Raw genomic sequence first — 11736 nt, forward strand, 5'->3', positions numbered from 1 at the left:
TGCTTCACTCTGCAAAAATTAAATTTCTTGAATTGAAAATGCGCGTGATTCCATTACTCGTAAGATGGCATCTGCCGTATCCAAGGATGTGAATAATGGAACGCCATGTTCCACTGCTTCACGGCGGATGATAAAGCCGTCCTCTGATGCATTCTGCCGGTTCTTATCCATCGTGTTAATGACGACTTGTGCTTCGCCGCTGCGAATCAAGTCGATCACATTGTTATCATCTGATTCGGAAATTTTCGCGATAGTCTTAGCGTTTAGACCGTTTTCTTCTAAGAATTTGGCTGTTCCCGCTGTTGCGATCAGGCTGTAGCCAACATCCTTAAAGCGTTTGGCTAAATCTAACGCCTCATCTTTATTTTCGTCTGCGACAGTGAATAAGACCGCTCCGAAATCTGGCAAGTGCAGTCCAGATGCTGCGAAAGCCTTGTATAACGCCTTGGCTAAACTGCGATCTGTTCCCATGACTTCTCCCGTTGATTTCATTTCAGGTCCTAAGTAAGTATCGACCTTTTGCAGTTTCGTGAAACTGAAGACCGGTGCTTTGACATGAACCATCTCACTTTCAGAATACAGACCATCTTCATAGCCTAATTCTTTCAAGCTTTGACCAAGAATCGCTTTAGTCGCGATCTGAGCCATTGGGATGTTCGTAATTTTACTTAAGAATGGCACTGTCCGACTAGCCCGCGGATTAACTTCGATCACGAAAACTTCATCGTTGTGGATCACGAACTGGATATTCATCATGCCAATACAGTTCATGCCCAATGCTAAGCGACGTGTATACTCTTCAATTGTTGCCTTCAATTCATCCGAGAAGGTTTGCGGTGGATAGACTGCCATCGAGTCGCCAGAGTGGACCCCTGCTCGTTCGATATGTTCCATGATTCCAGGAATCAGGACAGTTTCTCCGTCACAGATTGCATCCACCTCACACTCTTTACCGATCAAATAACGATCGACTAAGACAGGATGTTCTGGTGATGCTTTCACGGCATTCGCCATGTAATCTTCTAAGTCAGATTGGTTTTCAACGATTTCCATCGCCCGTCCGCCTAAAACATAGCTTGGGCGAACCAATACTGGATAACCGATTTTTTCGGCAATTTTCACCGCTGCTTGAGCGCTTGTTGCAGTATCTCCCGGCGGTTGTGGAATCGACAAGCGTTGTAGAACTTGTTCGAATTGATCGCGATCTTCCGCACGGTCCAAATCTTCGATCGTGGTTCCTAAAATTTTGACGCCGTTGTTTACTAATGGTTCAGCTAAATTAATGGCTGTTTGTCCGCCAAACTGAACGATTACTCCGATTGGTTGTTCCAATTCGACCACGTTCAGAACATCTTCCAATGTCAACGGTTCAAAGTAGAGCTTATCTGAGACCGAGAAATCAGTTGAAACTGTTTCTGGGTTACTATTCATGATGATCGCTTCATAGCCGGCTGCTTGGATCGCCTTTACTGAATGAACTGTCGCGTAATCAAATTCGACCCCTTGACCGATTCGAATTGGTCCTGAACCTAAGACCAAGACAGATTCCTTATCAGAACGCACACTCTCATTTTCGAATTCGTACGTGCTATAGAAATAAGGTGTTTGCGATTCGAATTCGGCTGCGCAAGTATCGACCATTTTATAAACGGGAACGATTTTTTTAGCTGTACGGAATTCTCTAACCTCATTTGCCGTCATGTTCCAAAGCTGAGCGATCTTCACATCAGCAAAGCCATTCTGTTTTGCTTGTTTCAACAGGTCAACGTCTTTTCTATTTTGAGCCAGCGCATTTTCTAGTTCAACGATATGAAGCAATTTATCTAAGAAGAACAGATCGACCTTAGTCAGCTCGTTGATTTCTTCGATCGAATAGCCGCGACGAATTGCTTCTGTCAGATAGAACAAGCGGTCATCTTGTGCCTTAACCATTTTTTCGGTTAATTGATCGTCAGTGACCTCGCTTAATTCGGGTAATTCTGCGTGGTACGTTCCGATTTCTAATGAACGAACAGCCTTCAACAAAGATTCTTCGATATTTCGGCCAATCGCCATTACTTCTCCAGTAGCTTTCATCTGGGTTCCAAGAACTCGTTCGCCACTTTCGAATTTATCGAAAGGCCAGCGTGGAATCTTCGCAACTACATAATCTAAAGCTGGTTCGAATTCGGCATAAGTTGTTTCAGTTACTGGATTTTTCATTTCGTCCAGAGTAAGTCCCACCGCTATTTTCGCGGCAAGCTTCGCGATTGGATAACCGGTTGCTTTACTTGCTAATGCGGATGAACGAGAAACCCTTGGATTCACTTCGATCACATAATAATTAAAGCTATGCGGGTCTAACGCTAACTGAACATTGCAGCCGCCTTCGATTTTCAATGCTCGAATAATCGATAAGGATGCATCCCGTAGCATTTGGTACTCATAATCAGATAAGGTTTGGCTTGGAGCGAATACGATCGAATCCCCTGTATGAATACCGACTGGATCAAAGTTTTCCATGTTACAAACGACAATAGCATTGTCTGCTGAGTCTCGCATTACTTCATATTCGATTTCTTTGAATCCAGCGATCGATTTTTCGATCAGACACTGAGTCGCTGGTGAGAGTTTCAAACCATTCTCAGCCACCGTGCGAAGTTCCTCTTCATTGTCACACATACCGCCGCCAGTTCCGCCTAAAGTAAAGGCTGGACGAACGATGATCGGATAGCCGATTGTATTGGCAAAGGCTACCGCCTCCTCCACTGTGTTGACGATTTCCGATTCTGGAATCGGCTGGTCCAGTTCCTCCATCAATTTTTTGAATAAGTCGCGGTCTTCCGCTTGATCGATCGCTGATAATTTTGTTCCCAGCAGTTCAATCTTCAATTCATCCAAAATCCCCGAGTCAGCTAATTCCATCGCCATATTCAAACCTGTTTGTCCGCCGAGGGTTGGCAGGATCGCGTCTGGCAATTCCTTACGCAAAATGCGGGAAACAAATTCAAGTGTAATTGGTTCAATATAAACGGTGTCCGCGATTTCCTGGTCAGTCATGATCGTTGCCGGATTCGAGTTAACCAGAACGACTTCATATCCTTCTTCTTTTAACGCTAAGCAAGCTTGTGTGCCGGCGTAATCAAATTCCGCGGCTTGTCCGATCACGATTGGTCCAGAACCAATCACCATGATCTTTTTAATATCTGTACGTTTTGGCATTTATGCTTGCTCCTTCCATGCATCCATCATTTCCATAAATTCATCAAACAAATGAACGCCGTCATGTGGGCCCGGCGCAGCGTCTGGGTGGTACTGAACGCTGAACGCTGGATAATTTCGATGACGAACCCCTTCGATCGTACCGTCATTTACCTCTATATGAGTGACCATTAATTTTTCTGAGTCGATCGTTTTTTCATCTACTGCAAAACCGTGGTTCTGTGAAGTGAAGTCGATCCGACCAGTAGCGATCTCGCGTACTGGATGATTTAATCCTCGGTGTCCAAATTTCATCTTGTAGGTATCCGCGCCGTTCGCGAGTGAGAACAGCTGGTGACCTAAGCAGATTCCGAAAATCGGCACTTTCCCTTGAATCTGTTGAATCATTTCGATCGCTTCTGGTACATCTTTCGGATCGCCAGGTCCATTGGTCAACATCACACCATCAGGACAAAGATCCAAGATCGTTTGAGCATCGGTATTATAAGGCATTACGGTCAAGTTGCATTCACGTCGTGACAGTTCTCGTAGAATACTGTGCTTCAAACCAAAGTCGATGACTACTACATTGCGGCCAACGCCTGGGCTTGGATAAGGTGTAACTGTTGAAACTTGCGCGACTTGATTGGTTGGCAAGACTGTTGCTTTTAGTTGATCAAACGAGTGCTCAAATTGATCGGCTGGATCAACGATACTCCCTTTCATTGTTCCAACGCTGCGCAATTTTTTTGTTAGTGCTCGTGTATCGATCCCAGCGATTCCTGGAATCCCTTTGCGTTTCAAAAATTCATCTAGTGTCATTTGATTCCGCCAATTGCTGGCTAAGCGCGCATGCTCTTTCACGATCACGCCTTTACAAGTTGGTGCGATCGATTCATAGTCATCACGGTTCACTCCGTAATTTCCTACCATTGGATAAGTGAATGTAATGATCTGTCCATTGAAACTTTGGTCGGTGATTGTCTCTTGATATCCCGTCATACTAGTAGTGAAGACGACTTCGCCGACAACTGTTGCTTCAGCGCCGAACCCTTCACCTTCAAATACTGTGCCATCTTCTAAAATTAAAAGTCTTTTCAACGTCTTAGTCCTCCTTGTTGTATACCAACTGACCATCCACGAAGGTCATCAGTGTTGCACCCTTGACTGGCCAGCCAGTGAAAGGTGTGTTCACCCCTAGTGATGCAAATTTTTTGTCATCGATTTTTTCTTCGTGACTTAGATCAAATACTGCGATATCCGCCGGCTGACCAAAGGTTAAAGTTCCAACGGTCATTCCGAAGATTTCTGCTGGCTTGACGGCCATCCAATCAATCACTTGTTCTAATGTAAAGAGTCCTGTTTCAACAAAGTGTGTATAAATCAATTGGAAAGCTGTTTCGCTGCCGACGATACCAAATGGTGATTTCAGGAAGCTCTGGTTCTTTTCCTCAAAGCCGTGAGGCGCATGATCCGTTGCGATACAATCGATCGTTCCATCAAGCAGGCCTTCGATCAATGCTTCACGATCGCCCACACCGCGTAACGGCGGGTTCATCTTCCAATAACCATGGTCTTCCGGGATATTTTCATCAATCAAGATCAAATGATGCGGTGAAACTTCCGCCGTCACATGCACGCCGGCTTTCTTGGCGTCGCGAATCACCCGTACACTTTCTTTCGTTGACACGTGGCAAACATGGTAATGCACACCGGTTTCTTCCGCTAAGATTAAATCTCTGGCGATCTGTGATGATTCAGTAGCACTTAAAATCCCTGGAAGATCCAATTTTTCGCTGATCTCGCCTTTATGCATTACACCGCCGAATAATAAGGATTCATCTTCTGTATGCGCAACTAAAGCCATATTGTTTTCCGCAGCTTCTTTCATTGCCAAGTACATTGTACCAGCCGTTTGCACGCCCACCCCGTCATTGGTGAAAGCAAATGCACCAGCGGCCTTCAACCCTTTTTGATCGGTCAAGGTCTCACTGCGCAGCTCTTCTGTGATCGGTGCGTATTGTTGCACTTTGACCACCGCGTCTTTTTCAATAATGGCTTTTACGTTGTTGAATTTTTCGACTGTGTCAGGGACAGGGTCCAAATTAGGCATCGCACAGACGGTTGTATAGCCGCCGCGAGCCGCTGCCTTTGAGCCATCCTTGATGGTTTCTTTATAAGTAAAGCCGGGTTCTCGTAAATGAACATGAACATCAACTAAACCGGGTGTGATTAATTGATTGTTTGCATCGTACTCTTGATCAAACGTAATGTCTGAAAAATTCTTTCCAATACCGGCGATGATGCCATCTTCAAGCCACAGGTCACAGGCTATTGTTTGATTCCCTTTAGTTACGATTTTTCCATTCTTAATTAATGTTTTCATTTTATCTGCCCCTTTACGATTTTCCTCTGAGTACTGCTTCTAAAATTGCCATCCGAATAAACACACCGTTGGTCATTTGCGGAACAATCCGTGACTGTAAGCTTTCAACTAAGTCGTCTGCAATCTCAACATCACGATTGACAGGTGCTGGGTGCATGATGATTGCCTTTTCCTTCAGCCGTTTGCCCCGTTCGATCGTTAAGCCGTATTTTTCGTGGTATTCTTCTTTTGAAAAGCTTTCCTGTCCATCATGGCGTTCGTGCTGCACTCTTAAGAGCATCATGACATCTACGTCCGAGACAAGTTCATCCAACGGACGATAGGTTCCGTAGACATCAAAGCTTTCGTCATACCATTCTTCTGGTCCAGAGAAGAAGACTTCTGCACCAAGACGTTTCAACATTTGCATATTGGATTTTGCTACACGGGAGTGTGTGATGTCGCCCGCGATTGCGACTTTCAATCCAGCGAAGCGGCCGAACTCTTGATAAATGGTCATCAAGTCTAGCAAACATTGTGTTGGATGCTGCCCGCTGCCATCACCGCCATTGACGATTGAGCATTGGATCGTTTTGCTTTGGATCAATTCATCATAGTAGTTCTCGTCTCCATGTCGGATCACCGCGACATCAACACCTAAAGCCGACATCGTCAAAACAGTGTCATATAAAGTTTCGCCCTTTTGAACGGAGCTTGTTTTGGCGTCAAAATCAATCACATCTAGTCCGAGTTTTTTTTCTGCAACTTCGAAACTCTTATGGGTCCGGGTACTATTTTCAAAGAAAAGATTAGAGACAAAGTATTGGTCCTTATGTGGTGTCCATCGCGCACCTTGTTTGAATTGCTGCGCTCTTCGAATCAGCCCCATCACCTCTTGATCGGTCAGAGCTTCGACCGTCAATAAATGCTTCAGACTAATTTCTTCAGACTGGATGATCATGAAATTTCCTCCTTAATAAAATTCTTCGAGTGTCTATTTTTCACTACGTGCTTGATCTGGCAAGATTAAGTTCAAGATAATTCCTAAGACAGTTGCTAGAGCCATCGCTGATAAAGTGAAGGTTCCCGCTTCGAAGACCAAACCGCCGATACCAATGACCAAGATAGTCGAGGTGATCAACAGGTTCTTTTTACGGTCAAAGTCGATTTTATTTTCGATCAAGATTTTTAAGCCGCTAGCCGCGATTACTCCGAATAAGATAAAGCTGATACCCGAGATTACTGGTCCAGGGATACTTAAAATCAAAGCGCTGAGCTTGCCGACAAATCCCAGGAGGACCGCGAAGATCGCCGCACCGCCGATAACAAACACACTATGAACTCGAGTAATCGCTAGCACGCCGATGTTTTCTCCGTAACTCGTTACAGGAGGTCCTCCAACGAATCCTGCGACGATTTGCGCTAGGCCGTCCCCCATCAATGTACGATCCAAACCTGGATCATCGAAAAAGTTTCGTTTGGTTAATTTATTCAAGACCATCAAATGCCCGATATGCTCAGTCATTGTTACGAAGGCGATCGGAGCCATCGTTGTGATCGCGTTGATATACAGTTTTGGCTGATAACTAACGAAAGGCACACTGAAAGCCGGCATTGCCAACCATTTCGCATCGATAATTGGTTGATAGTCGATGATGCCGAATATCATTGCTGTAACATAGCCGCCTACGATTCCTAGAAGGATCGGGATTAGGCCTAAGAATCCAGTGAAAAACATATTGAAGAAAATCGTCAACGCTAAAGTGATCAGAGCAACTAATACGTACTTGAAGCTATATACACCGTTGTTGTACATCGCGTTTTGAGCTGCGTTGCTGGCTAACCCTAATCCAATGACCATTACGACAGGTCCAACAACGATTGGCGGCAAGATTTTATCCAACCAGCCAGAACCGATTTTTCTAATAATGAAAGAAACGATCAAGTAAACCAAACCGCAAGTCAGCGCACCTTGTGCGACTGCTGGATAACCGTCACTCTTCATCAATAACTTCATCGCTGCGATAAAAGCGAAGCTGCTGCCTAAGTAGGCAGGTATTTTACCTTTTGTTACGGTCAAGTAAACCAGTGTTCCCAAACCTGAACTCACTAACGCGATACTTGGATTGATCCCAACTAAGATTGGTACTAAGACTGTCGCGCCGAACATCGTGAATAAATGTTGAATACTTAATCCGATCCAGTGCCCTGTGCTCGGACGATCGTGAATATCTAAAACAACGTCATCATTGTGAAACTCTTCCATCAAACTTCCTCTTTCTAGTATCTAAACAATAATTTTTATTTTTCTTCTTTTTGAATCAGGATACGATCTTGTCCGTCGTTTTCTTCCATTTCAACGACGATCTCTTCTGTCAAAGCCGTTGGAATATTCTTTCCAACATAATCTGCACGAATCGGTAATTCACGATGTCCACGATCGACTAAGACTGCTAATGAAATACGATTGGGACGGCCTAAGTCGATTACAGCGTCTAGTGCTGCACGGATTGTTCTGCCGGTGAACAATACATCGTCAACTAGAATGACTTCTTTCCCTTCAATTGAGAAAGGAATATCTGAAGAGTGCAATTCTGGTTCTGCTTCCGACACCTTCACGTCATCACGATAAAGTGTGATATCTAATTCTCCAACGGGTACATCAATGTGTTCCAATTGTTTCAAACGTTCAGCGATTCGCTGAGCAATAAAAATTCCGCGGGTTTTGATCCCGATCAAGACGATATCTTGAACCCCTTTATTTCGTTCGATGATCTCATAAGTAATGCGAGTCAATGCTCGTTTCATTGTTACCTCATCTACAACCTCTTTTTTATACATCCTGTCTCCTCCTTATTCGTTTTAATGTATTATTTTTTCTTCCTAGTGAGCTGCGAAAAGTTGAATTGACATCCTTATTTTTTACAATAAAAAAACTCCTACCCGTAGTTAGGTAGGAGGAATGTTATCGACTTCGTCAAAATGATAGTGTTATTCTAGGCGCACCTAGTCCAAGTCACTATCTACTTCCTTCTTAGCCTCACGGGACTACTCTTAAAGGATCACTATTAAGTTATTTATTTCTTACTACAGACACTATACTATTCCTTATTTAAGAAATCAATCTTTTTCTTTTAACTGTTGCAAAGTTTTTTTGAAAATCTCTGGCAGCGGGGCTTCGAAGACCATCATCTCACCAGTTGTTGGATGTTCAAAGCCTAATAATTTCGCATGCAGAAATTGACCATTGCCTTTTAATGTTTTTTTGGGACCATACAAAGGATCACCCGCGACCGGAAAACCAATGTATTGCATATGAACCCTGATTTGGTGTGTCCGTCCGGTCTCCAGCTGCAATTCGATCAACGTGTAGCCTTCAAAACGTTTCAACACTTCAAAGTGTGTAACCGCAGGCTTTCCGTCTTCGATCACGGCCTGCATTTTACGATTGACCTTTGAACGGCCGATCGGTGCTTCGATTCGACCTTTTTCATGAGAGATTTCTCCATGAACCAAGGCAACATATTTTCGCAAAGAGGTTTTATCCTTTAATTGTTTGGCTAGTGCTTCATGAGCATGGTCGTTTTTAGCCACCATCAGTAAACCGGAAGTATCTTTATCAATTCGATGCACGATACCTGGACGAACCACATCATTGATCGTTGAAAGGTTTTTGATTTGATACAGTAACCCATTGACCAGCGTTCCTTGTGGATGACCTGCTGATGGATGGACCACCATACCTTGGGGTTTATTGACCACGACAACATCCTCATCTTCATAAACAATAGTCAGATCAAGATTTTCTGGTATAAGATCTAGCTCTTCCGGTTCCGGAATCTCGATCAGAATTTTATCACCAGCACTGACCTTATAGTTCGCCTTGACGGTTTTTCCGGCGATTGAAACATGCTTTTCTTTGATCCACTGCTGGATTTGTGAACGTGAATAGTCAACTAAACGATCATTCAAAGCCTTATCGATCCGTCCGGTTTCATCTTTAATAATAATTTCAATTTGGTTATCCATTTTTCTTATCTCTCTCATCTAATAGAATATAAATAAATATCATAATCACACCTGCGACCAGTGCCATATCAGCGATATTAAAAATCGGGAAATTAACAAAATCCAATCGGAACATATCCACTACATAGCCTAAACGGAAACGATCGATGAAATTGCCAATAGCTCCAGCTAAAAAGAAACTCAGGCCTACAGTCAGCCACTTGCTTTCATTTATATGCTTAACTAAATAATAGACTACGGCTACAACCGCTACGATCGTGATTACGATAAAAAAGATTTGCTGTCCTTCGAATAGGCTAAAGGCCCCGCCGGTATTGCGAATATGAGTCAACGACAAAACATTGGGAATGATCGTTTGACTCTCGCCAAAACTATATTGGCTGACGATCCACCATTTAAACCATTGATCCAGCGCGATAATCCCCGCGCTTATGAATAAGTAAATGACTAACAAGCTTACTGCTCCCCTTCTTGACTATAAATATCTCTTGGTCGAATAATTCCCAGCAGATTGCCGTCCGAATTGCCATCTTTTGTAATCAAGATCGCTTCTAAAACAGCTTCTGTTTGGAACATTTTTTCTACTTCAGAAACTTTTGTGTCCGCTGATATAAATTTAAAATTGGCTCGTTTGCCATTTGCCAACAACAGATCTTCTGCTACTCGACCTTTTAGACTTACTGAACCAGTTAAACTCGCTTGAGCAAAATAAAAACCGATCGTGCGCAAGGTGATCAAACCCATAAATTTTCCTGAATCATAAACTGGAAATTGTGAAAAGCGCTTATCCGAAATGATTTTCATAATATCAACTAGCGGCAGATCACGTTCGAATCCAGTGACCTTTTTCCCGAAACGCGGCAGCACTTTTTCTGGTCTCAATAAACTCTCTTCGATCTGCTGGATTCGTTCGACCGCCCACTCATTAGGTTCGGCAATCACGAAATCATCCGCCACTTGATCGTGAACGATAGCGTTTCGCAGTTGTGCCAGCTGCAGTAAATCATTTTCGCTTTCACCGATCAGGTTATCACGACGTTTTGATAAACGGCGAACCGCTTCACTAAAGCTCATGTTGGCAGGGTTTCCTAGTTGACGCTTCAATTCCTTCTCGATCCGATTAAAGGTACTTAAAAAAATATCTGCTCGTTCTCCCATTCAACCGCTCCTTATTTCAACAGAATTTAGTTTAGTGCGAATCCCCATTATACCGTATTTTCTTATTCTAGTAAGAAACAAATTAAACAACAGGAATCCTTTAAAATCAGATAGCTTCAGTATAAGTGAAAAAAAGCGAGATGAAAAGTCTGAGCTTCAGTAAAAACGAAAAGGTTCTTTAAGCTCCATGTCTCTACATGAAAAAAATCAAAACACGACAAATAACCCGTTATTTTTACGGGTTTAATAAAGAATCAGATATGTTGTGCGTTTATCTGCCGCAACACAACGCTGGACTTTTAGATATAACTGACAGAATAAATCACAGGTAGAAAGACGCACTTTCTCTCTTAGTTTGGCGGTGATTGTGCTTGCGCAGCATAAACCGACTCTTCTTTAGACTTGAGACGTGTTATCAGAACAATCTTGGCCGGTGTAGTCTGCTCATCAATAAAAATATCCTCTAAAACAGCACTGTTTGGTATACATGCCGTAATTACAGTCAACATTTGACTCTCATTAATTTTATGCGGATCGATCCCTTTCGACATTTCAATCGATTGAATAAGAAGATTAGGTTTTGGACGTTGTTCTGTGATAACAAGATCCTCTGGAATATAAAGAGTGGTTGGTTCTGTAGCTGTATTTAGTGATTTCTTCGGTTGAGTATTGGTCGTTGTTTCCGGAATGAAAGCATCTTCTGGCTCGTCAAAAATAGCCGTTTCAATTTTCTTAACAAATTTGGCGGTAACCACTTTTTTGAACAAACCGACATCCTCTTTATCAAATATATTAAGCAGTGTTAGCTTCTCTAGCGAGGCTTTGATCTCTTTAGGTGCTTTATTAGGATTAGAATTTTTCAAGCTCCAACGGTGTTTCTTCCCGTTGCTGTTTTCAAATGTTGCTGTTAATCTCGTCATCGATTTTCCTCCTTCCTTTTCATTTATTTACTGTCGTAAACTAGTCACTCGGTTATTTATACAGTCAATGTACCTCTTTTTCCG

General features: G+C 43.0%; 10 protein-coding genes. All 10 read right to left on the bottom strand.

Features of this window, described 5'->3' with window-relative positions:
* Positions 1-18: 18 nt before the first annotated feature.
* Complete coding sequence (carB, locus tag IGI38_RS05795; protein WP_438727781.1) at positions 19-3201, bottom strand: carbamoyl-phosphate synthase large subunit; 3183 nt, start codon at positions 3199-3201, stop codon at positions 19-21.
* A complete protein-coding gene (locus IGI38_RS05800) occupies positions 3202-4281 on the bottom strand; it encodes a carbamoyl phosphate synthase small subunit (RefSeq protein WP_438727783.1) in 1080 nt (359 codons plus the stop codon).
* A gap of 4 nt (positions 4282-4285) precedes the next feature.
* On the bottom strand, positions 4286-5566 hold the full coding sequence (locus tag IGI38_RS05805) for a dihydroorotase (protein ID WP_438727785.1): 1281 nt from the start codon (positions 5564-5566) through the stop codon (positions 4286-4288).
* A gap of 13 nt (positions 5567-5579) precedes the next feature.
* Positions 5580-6506: an aspartate carbamoyltransferase catalytic subunit gene (locus tag IGI38_RS05810; protein WP_438727787.1), complete on the bottom strand. Its 927-nt coding sequence runs from the start codon at positions 6504-6506 to the stop codon at positions 5580-5582.
* Between the two features lie 33 nt (positions 6507-6539).
* Positions 6540-7811 carry a solute carrier family 23 protein gene (locus IGI38_RS05815; RefSeq protein WP_438727789.1) on the bottom strand — a complete coding sequence of 424 codons (1272 nt, stop codon included), beginning with the start codon at positions 7809-7811 and terminating at the stop codon, positions 6540-6542.
* Between the two features lie 35 nt (positions 7812-7846).
* Complete coding sequence (gene pyrR / locus IGI38_RS05820; RefSeq protein ID WP_207106481.1) at positions 7847-8386, bottom strand: bifunctional pyr operon transcriptional regulator/uracil phosphoribosyltransferase PyrR; 540 nt, start codon at positions 8384-8386, stop codon at positions 7847-7849.
* 279 nt (positions 8387-8665) lie between these two features.
* Entirely contained in the window at positions 8666-9574 is a 909-nt protein-coding gene (locus tag IGI38_RS05825; RefSeq protein ID WP_438727791.1) for an RluA family pseudouridine synthase, read from the bottom strand.
* The gene (gene lspA / locus IGI38_RS05830) at positions 9567-10028 is read right to left on the bottom strand and encodes a signal peptidase II (protein WP_438727793.1); all 462 of its coding nucleotides are present in this window, start codon (positions 10026-10028) and stop codon (positions 9567-9569) included. Before lspA ends, IGI38_RS05825 begins: the two co-directional genes overlap by 8 nt.
* Before the next feature lie 2 nt (positions 10029-10030).
* Positions 10031-10732 carry a CBS domain-containing protein gene (locus IGI38_RS05835; RefSeq protein ID WP_438727795.1) on the bottom strand — a complete coding sequence of 234 codons (702 nt, stop codon included), beginning with the start codon at positions 10730-10732 and terminating at the stop codon, positions 10031-10033.
* Positions 10733-11082: 350 nt separating this feature from the next.
* Positions 11083-11652: a DUF2922 family protein gene (locus IGI38_RS05840; RefSeq protein WP_438727797.1), complete on the bottom strand. Its 570-nt coding sequence runs from the start codon at positions 11650-11652 to the stop codon at positions 11083-11085.
* Between the last annotated feature and the right edge of the window lie 84 nt (positions 11653-11736).

This window comes from Enterococcus sp. AZ128 (assembly GCF_051714485.1).
Lineage (GTDB): Bacteria > Bacillota > Bacilli > Lactobacillales > Enterococcaceae > Enterococcus_A.

What these genes read in the sequence shown, in the direction of transcription:
- IGI38_RS05815 (WP_438727789.1), bottom strand. Translation starts at nt 7,811, where the DNA reads ATGGAAGAGTTTCACAATGATGACGTTGTTTTAGATATTCACGATCGT.
- IGI38_RS05840 (WP_438727797.1), bottom strand. Translation starts at nt 11,652, where the DNA reads ATGACGAGATTAACAGCAACATTTGAAAACAGCAACGGGAAGAAACAC.
- IGI38_RS05835 (WP_438727795.1), bottom strand. Translation starts at nt 10,732, where the DNA reads ATGGGAGAACGAGCAGATATTTTTTTAAGTACCTTTAATCGGATCGAG.
- IGI38_RS05805 (WP_438727785.1), bottom strand. Translation starts at nt 5,566, where the DNA reads ATGAAAACATTAATTAAGAATGGAAAAATCGTAACTAAAGGGAATCAA.
- IGI38_RS05810 (WP_438727787.1), bottom strand. Translation starts at nt 6,506, where the DNA reads ATGATCATCCAGTCTGAAGAAATTAGTCTGAAGCATTTATTGACGGTC.
- pyrR (WP_207106481.1), bottom strand. Translation starts at nt 8,386, where the DNA reads ATGTATAAAAAAGAGGTTGTAGATGAGGTAACAATGAAACGAGCATTG.
- carB (WP_438727781.1), bottom strand. Translation starts at nt 3,201, where the DNA reads ATGCCAAAACGTACAGATATTAAAAAGATCATGGTGATTGGTTCTGGA.
- IGI38_RS05825 (WP_438727791.1), bottom strand. Translation starts at nt 9,574, where the DNA reads ATGGATAACCAAATTGAAATTATTATTAAAGATGAAACCGGACGGATC.